General features: G+C 34.0%; 12 protein-coding genes. 10 read left to right on the top strand and 2 right to left on the bottom strand.

The window, feature by feature from the left end:
• Position 1: 1 nt before the first annotated feature.
• From glmS to DG508_RS08000, 6 genes are all read left to right on the top strand, one after another.
• On the top strand, positions 2 to 1,849 hold the full coding sequence (gene glmS, locus DG508_RS08025) for a glutamine--fructose-6-phosphate transaminase (isomerizing) (protein ID WP_108867652.1): 1,848 nt from the start codon (positions 2 to 4) through the stop codon (positions 1,847 to 1,849).
• Between the two features lie 256 nt (positions 1,850 to 2,105).
• Positions 2,106 to 4,886, top strand: coding sequence for a TonB-dependent receptor (locus DG508_RS08020; RefSeq protein ID WP_108867651.1), 2,781 nt, complete (start codon positions 2,106 to 2,108; stop codon positions 4,884 to 4,886).
• A gap of 95 nt (positions 4,887 to 4,981) precedes the next feature.
• The gene (locus tag DG508_RS08015) at positions 4,982 to 6,466 is read left to right on the top strand and encodes an SGNH/GDSL hydrolase family protein (protein ID WP_108867650.1); all 1,485 of its coding nucleotides are present in this window, start codon (positions 4,982 to 4,984) and stop codon (positions 6,464 to 6,466) included.
• A gap of 399 nt (positions 6,467 to 6,865) precedes the next feature.
• A complete protein-coding gene (gene atpD, locus DG508_RS08010) occupies positions 6,866 to 8,374 on the top strand; it encodes a F0F1 ATP synthase subunit beta (RefSeq protein ID WP_108867649.1) in 1,509 nt (502 codons plus the stop codon).
• Positions 8,375 to 8,469: 95 nt separating this feature from the next.
• The gene (locus DG508_RS08005; RefSeq protein WP_108867648.1) at positions 8,470 to 8,748 is read left to right on the top strand and encodes a F0F1 ATP synthase subunit delta/epsilon; all 279 of its coding nucleotides are present in this window, start codon (positions 8,470 to 8,472) and stop codon (positions 8,746 to 8,748) included.
• 210 nt (positions 8,749 to 8,958) lie between these two features.
• Positions 8,959 to 11,790, top strand: a complete 2,832-nt coding sequence (locus DG508_RS08000) for an alpha/beta hydrolase family protein (RefSeq protein WP_159090753.1) — start codon at positions 8,959 to 8,961, stop codon at positions 11,788 to 11,790.
• Here the strand turns inward: DG508_RS08000 and DG508_RS07995 are convergent.
• Positions 11,768 to 12,307 (bottom strand): GNAT family N-acetyltransferase, encoded by a 540-nt coding sequence (locus DG508_RS07995; RefSeq protein ID WP_108867646.1) that lies wholly within the window; start codon positions 12,305 to 12,307, stop codon positions 11,768 to 11,770. The genes DG508_RS08000 and DG508_RS07995 overlap by 23 nt on opposite strands.
• A 71-nt stretch (positions 12,308 to 12,378) precedes the next feature.
• On the opposite strand from DG508_RS07995, the gene DG508_RS07990 reads away from it, so the two are divergent.
• The 3 genes from DG508_RS07990 to bioA all read left to right on the top strand — a co-directional run bounded on the left by DG508_RS07990 (position 12,379) and on the right by bioA (position 15,594).
• Positions 12,379 to 13,530, top strand: coding sequence for an aminotransferase class I/II-fold pyridoxal phosphate-dependent enzyme (locus DG508_RS07990; RefSeq protein WP_108867645.1), 1,152 nt, complete (start codon positions 12,379 to 12,381; stop codon positions 13,528 to 13,530).
• A gap of 92 nt (positions 13,531 to 13,622) precedes the next feature.
• A complete protein-coding gene (bioD, locus tag DG508_RS07985) occupies positions 13,623 to 14,243 on the top strand; it encodes a dethiobiotin synthase (protein WP_108867691.1) in 621 nt (206 codons plus the stop codon).
• Between the two features lie 85 nt (positions 14,244 to 14,328).
• Positions 14,329 to 15,594 (top strand): adenosylmethionine--8-amino-7-oxononanoate transaminase, encoded by a 1,266-nt coding sequence (gene bioA, locus DG508_RS07980; protein WP_108867644.1) that lies wholly within the window; start codon positions 14,329 to 14,331, stop codon positions 15,592 to 15,594.
• A 6-nt stretch (positions 15,595 to 15,600) separates the two neighbouring features.
• On the opposite strand, the gene DG508_RS07975 is transcribed toward bioA, so the two are convergent.
• Positions 15,601 to 16,050 (bottom strand): cytochrome c oxidase assembly factor Coa1 family protein, encoded by a 450-nt coding sequence (locus DG508_RS07975; protein WP_108867643.1) that lies wholly within the window; start codon positions 16,048 to 16,050, stop codon positions 15,601 to 15,603.
• A gap of 126 nt (positions 16,051 to 16,176) precedes the next feature.
• On the opposite strand from DG508_RS07975, the gene DG508_RS07970 reads away from it, so the two are divergent.
• Positions 16,177 to 17,340, top strand: a complete 1,164-nt coding sequence (locus DG508_RS07970; RefSeq protein ID WP_108867642.1) for a beta-ketoacyl synthase N-terminal-like domain-containing protein — start codon at positions 16,177 to 16,179, stop codon at positions 17,338 to 17,340.
• Positions 17,341 to 17,468 lie beyond the last annotated feature (128 nt).

The following is a 17,468-nucleotide window of genomic DNA, read 5'->3' as shown; positions in this document are numbered from 1 at the left end:
CATGTGTGGAATTGTAGGGTACATTGGGCATAGGGAGGCCTACCCCATTGTTTTAAAGGGCTTAAAAAGATTAGAGTACAGAGGGTACGATTCAGCAGGAATCGCATTGTATGATGGTAATGATATTAAATTATCAAAAACCAAAGGTAAAGTCGCAGACCTCGAAGAGAGATTAGAAAAAGAAATTTCTACAAAAGGAACTATTGGAATTGGTCATACTAGATGGGCAACACACGGGGTTCCTAATGACGTCAATTCACACCCTCATTATTCTAATTCTGGTGATCTTGTAATTATACACAACGGAATTATTGAGAATTATGACGCTCTTCGTAAAGAGTTGTCTAATAGAGGGTATACATTTACCTCAGAAACAGATACAGAAGTATTGGTAAATCTTATAGAAGATGTAAAAACCAAAGAAAATGTAAAGCTAGGAAAAGCAGTTCAAATAGCACTTAATCAGGTTGTGGGAGCGTATGCAATTGCTGTTTTTGATAAGAAAAAACCAGACGAAATTGTGGTTGCCAGACTAGGGAGTCCGCTAGCAATTGGTGTAGGCGAAAATGAATTTTTTATAGCATCAGATGCATCCCCCTTTATAGAATATACCAATAACGCAATTTATCTTGAAGATGGTGAGATGGCTATTGTAAGGATTAATAAAGGTGTTAAGGTTAGAAATGTAAAAGATGATAGTCAGGTAGATCCTTACCTACAAGAATTGCAGCTTAATTTAGAGCAAATAGAGAAAGGTGGGTATGACCACTTTATGCTTAAAGAAATTTATGAACAACCAAATGCTATTAGTGATACCTATAGAGGAAGAATGCGTGTTGCAGAAGGAATCATTAAAATGGCAGGGATTGATGATAATTTAGCTAAGCTGTTAAATGCAAAACGAATTATTATCATAGCTTGTGGTACTTCATGGCATGCAGGTTTGGTGGCAGAGTATATCTTTGAAGAACTAGTACGTATCCCTGTAGAAGTTGAATACGCATCAGAATTTAGATATAGAAATCCTGTGATTCATTCAGATGATGTTGTCATTGCAATATCACAAAGTGGAGAGACTGCCGATACGATGGCAGCAATAAAATTAGCCAAAGAGAATGGAGCATTTGTCTTTGGTGTGTGTAATGTAGTGGGGTCTTCAATCTCTAGAGAAACTCACGCAGGAGCATATACACATGCAGGTCCGGAAATAGGAGTAGCATCTACAAAAGCATTTACAACCCAGATTACAGTTCTTTCTTTGATAGCATTAAAATTAGCAGAACGAAAAGGAACAATATCTAATAGTGATTTTCATTACTACTTACAGGAATTAGAAAGAATTCCAGAAAAAGTAAAAGTAGCATTAGAATCTAATGATCATATTAAGTTTATTGCCGATACTTATAAAGATGCAAAAAATTGCTTGTATTTAGGTAGAGGGTATAATTTCCCTGTAGCATTAGAAGGAGCATTGAAATTAAAAGAAATATCCTATATACATGCAGAAGGATATCCTGCAGCAGAAATGAAGCACGGTCCTATTGCTTTGATTGATGAGCAAATGCCTGTGGTAGTAATAGCTACAAAAAAGGGGCATTATGAGAAGGTAGTAAGTAATATTCAGGAAATTAAATCCAGAAAAGGAAAAATTATTGCTATCGTTACAGAAGGAGATGTTACGGTAAAAGAGTTGGCAGATCATGTTATAGAAATTCCAGAAACAGAAGAATTTTTGACACCACTGCTTACAACAATTCCACTACAATTATTGTCATATCATATTGCGGTCATGTTAGGTAAAAATGTTGATCAACCACGTAACTTAGCAAAATCTGTTACTGTTGAATAGTTATCTCATTTGTAGATAAAGAAATTAATTATATTATAAAATACGCCCTATCAGAAAATTTTCTGATAGGGCGTATTGTTATACCAATTATATATGAATATCTTTTGGTAGCATTGAAAAAGGCTTGAGTTTTTAGGGTTGCGAATTGTGTTTTTTTAAATAGTTTTTTTGAAGAAAACAACAAAGATTTGGCTATTTTATTAAAAAATTTATAAAAAAACGTATATTGTTGTGGTAACTAATAAAATTTGGGGGTATGAGAAAAATCATGTTAGTAATACTACTAATGGTGAGTATTATTACTACAGCACAAACAACAATTAGTGGAAAAGTAGTAGATGATAGTGATCAACCAATTCCTGGGGCAAATATCACACTAAAAAATACACACTCTGGTACAGTAACAGATTTTGATGGACTTTTTTCGTTAACAGTAGATCAATCGCCGCCACTCATTCTTGTGGTGAGCTCAGTAGGATTTGAGTCTGCTTCTGTTGAGATCTCTTCACAAATAAAAGATCTTGTTGTGATATTAAAAGAAGGAACAGAGCTAGATGAGGTTGTTATTTCTGCATCTAGAACCCCAGAACGTATATTTGAGTCGCCAGTGAGTGTTGAGCGATTTGGAATTAAAGAAATAAAAAACACAGCCTCAGCAGATTTTTATGGCGGTCTAGAGAATTTAAAAGGCGTAGATGTCAATACCAATAGTTTGACATTCAAATCAATTAACACCAGAGGCTTTGCTACGTTTGCAAACAACCGTTTTGTACAATTGGTAGATGGAATGGATAATGCTTCGCCAGCACTTAATTTTGTATTAGGAAATTTGTTAGGAATGACAGAGCTTGATGTTAATAGTGTTGAGCTATTACCAGGGGCGTCTTCAGCTTTGTATGGAGCAAATGCCTTTAATGGAATTTTGTTTATGACCAGTAAAAACCCATTTGATCATCATGGGATCAGTGCATACTTCAAAGGAGGGATCACCTCACAAGAAGCGGCGGGAGACAACGAATTTTATGATTATGGGATTAGAATAGCGCATAAATTTTCAGAGAAATTCGCAGCAAAAGCAAACTTCTCTTATTTACGAGGAACAGATTGGTTTGCAACCAATACAATTAATGTTTTGAATCCCGCAACAGATAGATCAGACCCTAATTATGATGGGCTTAATGTGTATGGAGATGAAGTAAGTCAAAATATAAGAGGGGTAGGTGTAGCATTGACAAAATCAATTGATCCAGAAACAGGACAACCACGTCTTGCACCAGGACTAGAAAACCTTCTTCCTAGTGAAGGAGTGAGTAGAACAGGGTATGATGAAAAGGATTTAAACAGATATAGAGCAGAAAGTATAAAATTTGATGCAGCATTACATTATAGGCCGTTTGCAAACGATTTTGAAATTATTTATAACGGAAAAGCAGGGAGAGGAACAACCGTTTATCAGGGAGCAAATCGCTATGCAATTCGTAATTTTTTTCTACAACAACATAAATTAGAATTTAAAAACAACAACTTTTTTATTAGAGGGTATATTACCGATGAAGATGCAGGAGATTCTTATGATACTCGTTTTACAGGAATAAATATTAATAGAAAATGGAAAGATGATGCTACATGGTTTGGTGAGTATGCAGGAACATTTATCAGAGAAACGCTGGCAGGAAAATTACCAGAACAAGCTCATATAGCCGCTAGGGCTGTTGCAGATACAGGGCGTTTAGAACCAGGAACTACTGAATTTGAGCAAGCATTTACTCAAGTAACTAGTGACCCTGATTTGAATAAAGGCTCAAAATTTCAGGATAGAACACAGTTAAGGCATGTAGATGTTAATTATAATTTTAGCCACATAACAGGAGATCTTGCTGATATTCAGGTAGGAGGTTCATTTAGAGAATATAAATTGAATTCTTCAGGGACGATTTTTACCGATTTTGATGGGCCGATAAGATATTCAGAATATGGAGCATATACCCAGATTCAAAAGAAATTTGCAGATGAAAGAGCAAAAGTAACCGCCTCAGTACGTTATGATAAATCAGAACTGTTTGATGGTAACTTGTCTCCAAGACTATCTATAGGGTATACTCTGGGAGCAGATAAAAATCACAATATCCGAGCCTCTGTGCAAACAGGATTTAGGAATCCTACAACTCAAGATTTATATATTGGGCTAAATGTAGGTAGAGCAATATTAGTGGGATCAGCACAAGATAACCTTGATAGAGATATTAGAACATTTAGTTTGAGTGGTGATGGGCAAGATATTACAGGGGCTAGTACAGCAACAATTGTTGGTCGTGCGGCGTATGAAAATTCATTTTCTGCCAATTCAGTGCAAAACGGAGCTCCTTTGGCATCAGACGCTACCCTTGTAAAACCTGAAAAAGTTACCGCTTTTGAGGTAGGGTATAGAGGTAAAATACAAAAAATTATTATTGATCTTAGCGGGTATTATAATCAGTATAAAGACTTTATTTCTAATGAAAATGTCATAGTACCTCTGTATGGGCAAGTAGGAGACCAGACACTATCGCTTTTGGCTTTGCAAAATGACGATTATGAGGTGTATCAAGCATACACAAATTCAGATGTGGATATAAAATCATTTGGAGCTACGATTGGGGTAAATACTAAGATTTTAGGAAATTTTGATATAGGCATGAATTATACATACGCAGAACAAGACTTTGATAAAGAGAAAGATCCAGATTTCAGAACAAATTTTAATACTCCAAAACACAAAGTAAAAGCCACTTTTGGACATGCCAGTCTATTTAAGAATTTTGGATTTAATACAAGCTACCGATGGAGTGATAGTTATTTCTGGGAACAATCTTTTGGAGACGGTGAGGTGCCCTCTTTTTCGGTTATTGATGCTCAGATAAATTATAAGATACCAAAACTAAAAACTACACTCAAGGCTGGAGCCACAAATATTGGGGGAGATGAATATTTCTCTGCATTTGGAACAGGATATATAGGGTCACAATATTACATAGGTTTATCTATAAATAACCTGTAAATCAATCGTTAGACTCTTAAGCTTATAGCTTTTTATTTCAATAAAAAAACTATTATGATACAAAATCATACTCTTAATATAAAAAACAACAACAGATGAATACTCAATATAAATGGATGCTACTCCTGTTGATTTTTGGAAGTATTTCTTGTGATTCTGATGATGAAGCCTCTACGGCAGAACAAGAAGTTGCGATAATTTCAGGAACGGCAGACTTCTCAAAATATGTATCTGTAGGAAATTCTCTTGCAGCGGGTTTTACAGATGGAGCTTTGTTTATAACAGGACAACAAAATTCGATGCCTAATATTGTTGCAAAACAAATGGCCTTGGCAGGAGGAGGAGATTTTAATCAACCTCTTATGAGTGACAATATAGGAGGAGCTATGATTGCAGGGATACCTGTTTTAAATCCTAGACTTTATTTTTATAGCGACCCTAATCCTGAGCCCCCTAGTGAATCGAGGCCAAGATTATTAGGAACGACTCCAGAGAATAATACCCCAGAATCACCTACTACAGAAATTACAAATATAGTATCAGGGCCTTTTAGTAATCTAGGGGTTCCTGGAGCAAAAAGTTTTCATTTATCTGTTTCGGGATATGGTAATATGGCAGGGTTGCCAAATTTGGCAAATCCTTATTTTGTGAGAATGGCATCTAGCGCAACAACATCTGTGCTTGAAGATGCTATGGGGCAAAACCCTACGTTTTTCTCTTTATGGGTGGGGGGTGATGATGTTTTAGGATATGCTTTGTCAGGAGGAGATGGTACAGATCTCATAACCAATGAAACTATGTTTTCTCAATCTTACAGTACATTAGTTACTACACTAGTTTCTGGTGGTGCAAAAGGAGTGTTACTTAATATTCCTGATATAACTTCGATGGCGCATTTTACAACAGTACCTTATAATCCAATTCCTATGGATGAAGCAACATCTATAGCCATTAATCAAGGGTATGCTATGTATAATGCAGGCTTATTGCAGGCAGAAGGTCTTGGGGTTATTAGTGAGGAAGAAAGAAAAAAAAGAACTATTAAATTTATAAAAGGACAAAATGCAGTAGTGATAGAAGATGAAAGCCTCACAGATCTTTCAGTATCAGGCTTGCCAAACTATAGGCATGCTACTGATGAAGATTTATTATTATTATCAAGCTCCTCTTTTATTGGTAGTGTGGTAGGGGGTAATCCATTGTTAGTCAATGGAGTTTCGGTTCCTTTAGAAGATAAGTGGGTATTAATACCTGCAGAACAAGAAGAAGTGTCTATTGCAATATCTGCGTTTAATAGCGTTATAGATACTACAGTAGAGCAAACAGGTTTAGCTTTTGTAGATATCAATAAGATTTTTAAAGAAATATCAGAAGAAGGAGTAATGTTTGATGATTTTCTTTTACAAGATAAGCTGGTTTTTGGAGGTACCTATTCATTAGATGGCGTGCACCCTACAGCAAGAGGATATGCTTTTTTGGCTAATAAAACAATAGAGTCTATTAATGCAACATATGGTTCAAACCTACCTGTTGTTAAAGCTGAGGAATATCCTATATTTTACTCACCTCTATTGAGGTAGAGATGCACAAAACTGATTAAGAAAAATAGAGATCATTGTCAAACTGAGTTTGTTGATTTTTTTGCAAAGCGCTGATAAGTAAAAATATTTGGCAAGCTCAGACTGACTGCTTTATCTTTTGTCGTCTATGATATATAATTGAGAGTATTACTTTTTTTACAAAAAGAAGAAATGACTTAATTTATCAATTAATTATGAGTATAATAAAGCTTCTAAAAAAAGAAGAGTTATTATGTCTCAAAAAGTATGAGGGACATTACTTCAAAAAAACAAAAGAAAATCAGTTATTTTTTTCATTTTAAAGACTATATTTGCACCCTGAAAAAAGCTAGTATTCAGTACAATTGAGTGCTTGGTTTTTTAAACATAGTAAAATACTAAACATTAAATAGTTATATAATGTCTAAAGTTACAGGTAAAGTATCTCAAATTGTAGGTCCAGTTATCGATGTAGAATTCGTGGCGGGTACCGAATTACCAAAAATTTATGATTCGTTAGAAATTAACAAAGCAGATGGTAGCAAGCTAGTACTAGAGGTTCAGTCTCACATTGGTGAAGATACTGTGCGTACTATTGCAATGGATTCCAGTGATGGATTGAGTAGAGGAGTTGAAGTAGTTGCTACTGGAGCCCCTATTCAAGTACCAATAGGAGGTGATGTATACGGACGTTTATTTAATGTAATCGGGGATGCTATTGATGGTTTAGGAGATCTTCCAAAAGCAGGAGATGATGGTCTTCCTATTCACCGTGAAGCCCCTAAGTTTGAAGATTTATCAACTTCTACAGAAGTATTATTTACAGGTATTAAAGTAATTGATCTTATTGAACCGTATGCAAAAGGAGGTAAAATTGGATTATTCGGTGGTGCTGGTGTAGGTAAAACAGTACTTATTCAGGAGTTGATTAACAATATTGCAAAAGGACATGGAGGTCTTTCTGTATTTGCAGGAGTAGGAGAGAGAACACGTGAAGGAAATGATTTACTTCGTGAAATGCTTGAATCAGGAATTATCAAATATGGTGATGATTTTATGCATTCTATGGAAGAAGGAGGATGGGATCTTTCTAAGGTAGATAAAGAAGTTATGAAGGGGTCAAAAGCTACTTTCGTATTCGGGCAAATGAATGAGCCACCAGGAGCACGTGCTCGTGTAGCACTTTCTGGTCTTACTATTGCAGAATATTTCCGTGATGGAGCAGGAGACGGACAAGGAAAAGATGTACTTTTCTTCGTAGATAATATTTTCCGATTTACGCAAGCAGGTTCAGAGGTATCAGCACTTCTTGGGCGTATGCCATCTGCGGTAGGATACCAACCTACATTAGCAACAGAGATGGGAGCTATGCAGGAGCGTATTACTTCTACAAAGAAAGGATCAATTACATCTGTACAAGCGGTATATGTACCTGCAGATGACCTTACCGATCCAGCACCAGCAACAACATTTGCTCACTTAGATGCTACAACAGTATTATCTCGTAAAATTGCAGAGCTAGGTATCTATCCTGCGGTAGATCCATTAGATTCTACATCAAGAATTCTTACAGCAGATATTCTAGGAGACGAGCATTACAATTGTGCACAACGTGTAAAAGAATTATTACAACGCTATAAAGAATTACAAGACATTATCGCTATCCTTGGTATGGAAGAATTATCTGAAGAAGATAAACTTGCGGTAGGACGTGCACGTCGTGTACAACGTTTCCTATCTCAGCCGTTCCACGTAGCAGAGCAGTTTACAGGTATACCAGGATGTTTGGTAGATATCAAAGACACGATTAAGGCTTTTACAATGATTATGGATGGTGAATTAGATCACTTACCAGAAGCAGCATTTAACCTTAAAGGTTCTATTGAAGAAGCTATCGAAGCTGGTGAAAAAATGTTAGCAGAAGCATAAAACAGTAGTGAGAAGTTAGTAATTGAGTAGTGAGATTAATTTCTTTCTCATTATTGTCTAAAATACTAATTACTCAATACTCAATACTTAAAAATATGTATTTAGAAATAGTAACTCCAGAAGCTATATTATTTAGCGGTGAAGTAACTTCGGTTGTAGTGCCAGGAGTAAATGGAGAGTTTCAGATGTTAGATAATCACGCACCAATTATTTCTTTGTTAGGAAAAGGAGATGTAAAAGTGTTTGGTGATATGAATCTAGAAGAAGAAGTTGCAACAAAATTTACTGAAGGTGAAAATGGAGCAACACTACTTTCTATCAATTCAGGAACTATCGAAATGAAAGATAATAAGGTGGTTGTACTTGCAGATTAATGCAATAGACAATTAATCAATACTATAAAAAAATCCCTGTTACTATTTAGTAACAGGGATTTTTTTATAGTAGGTGTAATTATTGTAAAAAACAAATGACAAGGAATAAACAATTGGTTTTTAGATAAAATTATGTTAAACAGCCTTTTTTGGCTAAAAGGTTTTATACTTTTCCAGAACATAATATATTACTCTAATATCAAATTGTATATGATTCAAAGATTTGTCACCTTTGCTATTATTCTTACTGTCTCGTTTATTTCAGCTCAGAAAAAAACATTGACCCATACAGATTACGATAAATGGAAAAATATAACCGATATCAAAGTATCTGATAAAGGTAAATTAGTAGTTTCTACTATTGAGACAGGGACAAAAAGAGGTGATGGTTATATAGAAATATACAATACACAAAATCAAATCAAATATAGATATCCTAATGGATATAAAGCATCAATATCTTCAAATGAGAATTATGTGATATTCAAGAAAAGACCAGAATATCAATTAACAAGAAAAGAAAAAAAGGAAGAGGTAAAAAAAGACAATAGAACAAAAGATGTTTTGTTTATATATGATGTAAAAAAGAATACTATTTATGATTCTATTCTTGATGTGAAGACATATAAATTACCAAAGAAAGAAGAGGGATGGCTAGTAATAGAAAAAATCAAAAATAATAAAGGCGATACCGCCAAACAAAAAGAAGATAGTATACAGAATGATACTCAGAAGGAGTCAAACGAAAATTATGTATTAGTTTACCATTTACAGACGAAAAAACAAGATACGATACATCAGATAAAAGATTTTTTATTACCAGAAAAAGGAAAAACGTTTTATTACACATTAAAAAATAAAAAAAAGAAAGGAAAGGATAAAGGAGTATATCAATATGATGTGTCTTCAAGCTCAAAAATAGCCATCGATACAGTAAACTACAGTTATGATAAGTTAGCAGTATATAAAGATGGTTCTCAATTTGCATACTTAGCAGCTCAAGACTCCACAACAACAGATTCGTTGAGGTTTGAGTTGTATTATTATAAAAATGGTGAACAACAAAAAATTGTAAGCAAATCAGGAGATAATTTGAGAAATAACTGGTTGTTGAGTAAAGATCAAGTACCTTTTTTTTCTGATAATGGAGATAGGTTATATTTCTATTCAAAACCAAAGGTTGTATATACAAAAGATACTACGTTGCTCAAAGATGAAATACCACAAGTAGATGTTTGGACTTGGCAGGATAAATTAATTCAACCAGAACAAAAATCTAAATTCGAAGAGCTTACAAAAAAAGCATTTATATCATACTATAATATAAGATCTCAAAAATGTATTCATATCCAGGATAAGGAAATTGAAGATCTTATTTTTGATAAAAATAAACAACAACAATTCATAATAGGTTCATTAACCTCTCCCTATGATATCAAACGTTCTTGGGATTATCCATGGACAAAGGATTTTTATATAATTGATACCAATACAGGAAATAAAAAAAGTATTCTTAAAAATAAAGGAACTCAGCCAATTCTTTCTACAGATAATCAATATGTGTTGTATTATGATATGGAAGAACGACACTGGTTTTCTGTAAATCTAATAACCACAAAAAAAGTAAACCTCACCAAAAAATTGAATGTAGCGTTCTATGATGAAGATGATGATCGTCCTGCATTACCCTCTGCATATGGGTTTGGAGGGTTTGACTCAAAAGGAGACGCCTTGCTCTATGATAAATTTGATATTTGGAAAGTTACACTTTCGGGTAAAGGAAACCCTGTAAATATTACCCAAAACGGAAGAAAAAAGAATATCAGTTATAGAACAGAGATGTTGCATACAGAAAAGCCAAATCAAGCGTCTTATATTGATAAAGAATTATTGATAACAAGTTTTGATAACAAAACAAAAATATCAGGATTATATGCCTTGAGAAGAGGAAGATTGATAGAAAAGATAAAGCCGTCAGAATATAAAATTAATAGATATAAAAAGGCAAAAGACGCAGAAGTTTTTGTTTATAGGAAACAAAATTTCTCTACATTTTCTGATTTGCATGTAACTACAGATGCTTTTCAAACGGAAGATAAGATTACAGCAGTAAATATACATCAGAAAGAATATAAATGGGGAACGGCAGAATTGTTCTCATGGAAAACGTATGATGGCAAAAAATTAGAAGGGATTGTTTATAAGCCAATAGACTTCGATCCTTCTAGAAAATATCCTTTGATCACTTATTTTTACGAAAAAAGTTCAGACGGTTATCATAACTATTATGCTCCTAGGCCGAGTGCTTCTATAGTAAACCCTTCATATTTGGTAAGCAATGATTATATAATGTTTGTGCCTGATATTGTGTATAGTGAGGGTAAGCCAGGAGCGAGTGCATATAACTGTATAGTATCAGGAGTAGAAGCCCTAGAAGAATTAGGATATATAGATAGTAATAATATAGGCATACAAGGGCAAAGTTGGGGAGGATATCAAGTAGCCTATTTAGTTACAGTAACAAATAAATTTAAAGCAGCAATGGCTGGTGCTCCTGTAAGTAATATGACTTCTGCTTATGGAGGAATACGATGGAAAACAGGTTTGAGTAGAGCGTTTCAATATGAACGAACACAAAGTAGATTAGGGAAAAACCTATGGGATGGATTTGATCTGTATATAGAAAACTCACCACTTTTTGGTATCCCTAAAATAGAAACTCCTTTGTTGATGATGCATAATGATAAGGATGGTGCTGTGCCTTATTATCAGGGTATAGAAATGTTTATGGGGATGCGTAGATTGCAAAAACCAGTATGGTTATTAGTTTATAATGAGGAAGCTCATAATCTGAAAAAGGTAAAAAATAAACAAGATTTATCAATTCGCATGATGCAGTTTTTTGATCATTACTTAAAAGGTAAGCCAGCTCCAAGATGGATGACAAAGGGAGTGCCTAGAGTGCAGAAAGGTAAAGATTTAGGATATGATTTAGATTCAGAAGAGATAACCCCAAATATTATGTCCAGTCCCAATAAATAAGATGCCACTTTATACCATTACATTCATATTGTATTAATGTTTTGAAACCAATAGCAAAATGTGCTTGCAAAGAGCGTATATTACTTGTTGCGACTTCGGTAATCAATAAACGATAGTTCTTATGTAGTTTATTTTTTATAGTGGTATACAATCCCCTGAAAACACCTTGTTTTCTAAATGCCTTATCAACACAAATTTGTCCCATTATTATGTAGGATATGTTGGATGGTAGTTGATCATCAATCACAGTAAACATTGGTTTCAGAGCATCGATATCATTTTTAAAATCTCTGTGCATACACAAAGCATATCCAATCAGCTTATTTTCTTTTTTTGCTATGACGTGAGGCTGTCGATAATTCATTTTTTTTAAAATAGTAAAATCATGTTGTACAGTAACAAAACCTTCTTTTTCTTTTTCTGTCTGAGAAATTGAAACAGGTAAATTATGTTGCTGTAACATTATGATTTGTTGTAACTCTACATCAGAAGTAGCAACGGTATAAATAATACTCATGATTGTTAGTTGGATTATATCCTATGAATATAAAAAATATAAAGACTATTTGTTTTATTTTTGAAAACATTATGCAATTGCCAGAAAAACTTCAGAAAAAACTTCAGGATAGAGAGAAAAATAATGCACTCCGCAGACTTCCTGAACGACAAAATTTAATTGATTTTTCTTCCAATGATTACTTAGGATTGGCTCAAGAAAAGGGAATTTTTAATGAAGTACATCGATTTCTAGAAGAACAAAATATATGTGAGAATGGGGCAACAGGCTCTCGATTGCTATCAGGAAATCATAAGTTATATGAAAAAACAGAAACACTACTGGCAAAGATTCATAATACAGAAGCTGCTTTATTGTTTAATTCTGGATATGATGCTAATGTAGGGTTTCTTTCCGCAGTGCTTCAGCGAGGAGATATTATTTTCTATGACGAATTAGTTCATGCTTCGATTCGAGACGGTATTAAAATGAGTAATGCCAAATCCTATAGGTTTGTGCATAATGATTTAAACGATTTACAAAAAAAGCTTCACAAGACGAGATTAGATGTAAAAAATCATACTGGGATTGAGATATATGTAATTACAGAATCCGTTTTTTCTATGGATGGAGATACTCCTGATTTGCGTGGTTTTGGATCATTATGTCAACAGTATAATTGTCGTTTTGTTGTTGATGAAGCACATGCCGTTGGAGTATATGGAGAATGTGGAGTAGGATTGATACAGCAGTTAGGATTGGAGAATCAAGTTTTTGCAAGAATCAATACTTTTGGAAAAGCAATGGGATGTCACGGAGCTGTAATTTTAGGATCTGAAAGTCTAAAAAAATATTTGATAAATTTTGCAAGAAGTTTTATTTATACAACAGGGCTTCCGCCCCACTCTCTTGCTACAATACATGTCGTTTATCAACACCTTCTACAAACAAATGCAATCAAAAAACTTATAGGTAACATCACTTTTTTTAATCAAAAAGCCATAAATCTAGATGTAGACTCAAAGTTTATAAAAAGTAATTCTACGATACATTGTTGTCTTATTTCGGGTAATGAAAATGTGAAGAAAGTAGCATCTCAACTTCAGAAATCAGGATTCGATGTAAAACCTATTTTGTCTCCAACCGTACCACAAGGACAAGAGAGATTACGTTTTTGCATACATTCTTATAATTCTACAGAAGAAATATCTAAAATCTTAGAACTACTTGCTACTTTTGTATAACAATACATAAAAAAAGCAAAACTATTTTGACCAGATATTATTCATGTAATACAGTATGATATAATAGAATGGAAAAAAGAATCAAACAAACTATGAATAAAAAGATCTTTGTTACAGGGATAGGTACAGATGTTGGTAAAACTATAGTTTCAGCAATAATAGTAGAGGCACTAGAGGCAGATTATTTCAAGCCAGTGCAGGCAGGAGATCTTGAATATTCAGATACAGATAAAGTACGGGAGCTGGTTTCTAATCCACAATCAAAATTTCATGGTAACAGTTATGCATTAAAAACCCCAATGAGCCCCCATGCAGCAGCAATAATAGATAATGTTGTTATTGATATAGATACCATCAATCTTCCTAAAGCTGATAATCATTTGGTAATTGAAGGAGCAGGAGGACTATTAGTGCCTTTGAATGATCAAAACACAATTTTGGATATTATAGAGGCTGATTATAAGGTTGTTGTTGTCTCTAGGCACTATTTAGGAAGTATTAATCATACATTGATGACCATTCAGATTTTGAAAGAAAAAGGATTTGATGTATCTATTATTTTTAGTGGAGAAGAACACAAAACCACAGAAAGCATTATAGAAAAAATGACAGGAGCTACCATAATAGGCCGTATTAATGATGAGCCCTATTTTGATAAAATGGTGATAAGGGAATATGCAGAATTGTTTAAAGATCAACTCATAAAACTGTAACCCTGTTCTAGTATTTCGTTATTCGTATAACTTGCAACTAAAAATTATTCATTAAAAAACTTCACTTTTGCTTAAATAAGAACTCATGACTTTACAAGAAAGAGATAAAAAACACCTTTGGCATCCCCTTACTCAACATAAGATTCATCCAGAAGCATTACCCATTGTAAAAGCAAAAGGAGCAGTGCTCTATGGTGAAGATGATAAAACATATATAGATGGCATTGCCTCTTGGTATACAGCTATGTATGGGCATTGTAATGAGTATATTCTTGAGAAAGTACAACAACAGATGCAACAATTGGATCAAATTGTATTTGCAGGATTTACTCATGAGCCAGCCATTAAACTATCAGAAGCATTAATTAATATACTACCCGACAATCAAGAAAAAATATTTTTCTCTGATAATGGGTCAACGGCAAATGAGGTAGGTATTAAAATGGCATTGCAATACCATTTTAATAGAGGAGAAAAAAGAAATACAATTATAGCTTTTGAAGACGGTTTTCATGGAGATACCTTTGGGGCAATGTCAGCTTCAGGCTTATCAGTATATAATGGTCCATTTGAAGATTTTTTTATCAATGTAATACGTATTCCAACCCCTAGTTTTGATACTATAGATAGTATTATAAAACAAATACAAGAATGTATAACAACCAACGAGGTAGCTGCATTTATTTACGAACCTTTGGTACAAGGAGCCAATGCAATGCATATGTATGAGGCTAGATATTTGGATCAGATTCTGGGAATTTGCAAAGAAAATAATATCATTACTATTGCAGATGAAGTAATGACTGGTTTTGGGAAAACAGGAAAAACATTTGCATCTGATTATATAGAAACCAAACCAGATATTATTTCACTTTCAAAGTCATTAACAGCAGGATTTGTTCCTATGGCAGTGACAAGTTGTACTCAGGAGATTTATAATACTTTTTTAGATGATTCGATAGGTAAAGCATTTTTTCATGCACATACATATTCTGCTAATCCAATTGCATGTTCAGTTGCTTTGGCAGCAATAGAACTTTTACAAAGTGAAGAGATTCAGAGCAATATAAATAGAATAATAAAGTCTCATAAACAGTTTGATGCTCGAATAAAAGATCACTCCAAGGTGAAGGTAACTAGGCAACAAGGAGTGATCTATGCGTTGGATCTTGATATAGAAATGGATCGATATGGTAAAAAACGCTATGAGATATTTGATCATTTTATGCAAAGAGGAGTCGCATTAAGACCATTAGGGAGTACTGTTTATATTCTAGCACCCTATGTGATAACTCAAGAACAATTAGAGAAAATATATAGTACGATCGATGAATTATTAGAAACTCTGTAACCTTAATTATTCGTTTTTGATAATACTGTTATTTTGTTCATAACCTAAGATATCAATTTGCTCACCTGTATCATCTATTATTACATACATTTCGGTATAAGACCATGTATCATTTTGTTTGGTGCCCACTACATATAATTGGGCTGTTCCTTTTGATCCTTTTATAGGGATCGAGATATCAGCAGACCCTGCATTATTATGATAGGATATATTACCATTCATAATACCATCAGTTTCTATAGGTTCTCCTATGATAGACACAACATATTCATCATTATTTATCTTGGCAAGGGCATCTTGGTGGGGAGTAGACTGTGTGAAAAACTCGTTGACACCAAAAATAACAGACCCCAAAAAGATAAAAAATAGAATAATAATAGTAAGGCAACCTCCTAAAGGAACAGCCCAACCCCAATTTCTTGCGAACCAACTTTTTTGTTGTACGTGATCATTCATAAGTGATATTCTTTGTTTATACTAATAAGTAGTTAAAAATGACATTTTGTTATCAAAAATACAGGATAAATAATATAACTATTGAACAAGATAGAACAAACCCCTACATTTGACAAAAATTAAGAATTGCAACAGATAATATCAATAACTGGAATATCCTCAATATCCCCTTTGGGAATATCTTCTGGTGATCGCTTATGGCAACAATATAAGGATACATCACATCGTATTACTTTTGAAGATTTTGGAAATGAAAAAACGCCCGTTGCATCACTTTTTTCAGAAGAGAGAAATAAGATTGAGGCCCTTAGAAACGAAAGTCCTCACTATACAGCATTAGATAATTCAGTATTGTTTGGGGTTTTTGCGGCTCGAGAAGCAGTCAAAAATGCTGGATGGAAAGGAAATCATGACTTTGGGATCAATATAGGTTCTTCACGTGGTGCAACAGGACTTTTTGAAAAATATCATCAAGAATTTCTCAATACAGGTAAATCATCGACACTCAGTTCACCAACGACTACTCTAGGTAATATTTCATCATGGATTGCTCATGATTTACAAGCTACAGGGCCACAAATAAGCCACTCGATTACATGCTCAACAGCATTGCATGCGATACTTAATGGGGTAGCCTGGTTACAAGCTGGTTTGGCAGATCAGTTTTTGGTAGGAGGTAGTGAGGCTCCGCTTACTCCATTTACTATTGCTCAAATGAAAGCCCTCAAGATATATGCACCTGGTGATAAAGTGAGATATCCTTGCCAGGCTATGAACTGGGATAAGAAAAGAAATTCTATGTTTTTGGGAGAAGGTGCAGGAGTAGCATGTATAGAAAAAGGAATAAAAGAAAATGCGATAGCATTAATAAAAGGAATTGGGTATGCTACTGAACCTTTAAAACATAATATATCTATTTCTACAGAAGCAGATTGCTTTCAGAAATCTATGAAAATGGCTTTAGGAGAAACCCCTGCAAGTGATATTGATGCCATCGTATTACATGCTCCGGGAACAGTAAAAGGAGATCAAGCAGAGTATAACGCCATTCATGCAGTTTTTGGAGATATTCTTCCTGCTTTGACCACCAATAAATGGAAGATAGGGCATACATTTGGTGCTAGTGGTATTTTAAGTCTTGAGCTGGCAGTATTGATGCTTAAATATCAGGATTTTATACCTGTTCCTTTTGTATCCTATGATAAATATCCCAACCAATTAAAAAAGATTATAGTAAATGCTGTTGGTTTTGGAGGTAATGCGGTAAGTATTTTGCTGGAACGACCATAATTTTATAAAAAAGCGATACTATTTATATCTGTATTTTATAGCAATAATGGCAGAAATAAAGGGGTGTTGAGTTTTGTAAAACACTGTAAAATAAATATGTTACAAGTAGAGAGAGTGGTGTTTGAAAA

Origin of the sequence: Aquimarina aquimarini, assembly GCF_900299535.1 — a bacterium.
Taxonomy (GTDB): Bacteria; Bacteroidota; Bacteroidia; order Flavobacteriales; family Flavobacteriaceae; genus Aquimarina; species Aquimarina aquimarini.
The sequence above is the reverse complement of the archived record's forward strand: the minus strand, read 5'-3'. Positions and strand labels throughout refer to the sequence as shown.

Coding starts and splice junctions, on each gene's coding strand:
- DG508_RS08015 (WP_108867650.1), top strand. CDS start 4,982: ATGAATACTCAATATAAATGGATGCTACTCCTGTTGATTTTTGGAAGT.
- glmS (WP_108867652.1), top strand. CDS start 2: ATGTGTGGAATTGTAGGGTACATTGGGCATAGGGAGGCCTACCCCATT.
- DG508_RS08000 (WP_159090753.1), top strand. CDS start 8,959: ATGATTCAAAGATTTGTCACCTTTGCTATTATTCTTACTGTCTCGTTT.
- bioA (WP_108867644.1), top strand. CDS start 14,329: ATGACTTTACAAGAAAGAGATAAAAAACACCTTTGGCATCCCCTTACT.
- DG508_RS07995 (WP_108867646.1), bottom strand. CDS start 12,307: ATGAGTATTATTTATACCGTTGCTACTTCTGATGTAGAGTTACAACAA.
- DG508_RS07990 (WP_108867645.1), top strand. CDS start 12,379: ATGCAATTGCCAGAAAAACTTCAGAAAAAACTTCAGGATAGAGAGAAA.
- DG508_RS07975 (WP_108867643.1), bottom strand. CDS start 16,050: ATGAATGATCACGTACAACAAAAAAGTTGGTTCGCAAGAAATTGGGGT.
- DG508_RS08005 (WP_108867648.1), top strand. CDS start 8,470: ATGTATTTAGAAATAGTAACTCCAGAAGCTATATTATTTAGCGGTGAA.
- DG508_RS08020 (WP_108867651.1), top strand. CDS start 2,106: ATGAGAAAAATCATGTTAGTAATACTACTAATGGTGAGTATTATTACT.
- bioD (WP_108867691.1), top strand. CDS start 13,623: ATGAATAAAAAGATCTTTGTTACAGGGATAGGTACAGATGTTGGTAAA.
- atpD (WP_108867649.1), top strand. CDS start 6,866: ATGTCTAAAGTTACAGGTAAAGTATCTCAAATTGTAGGTCCAGTTATC.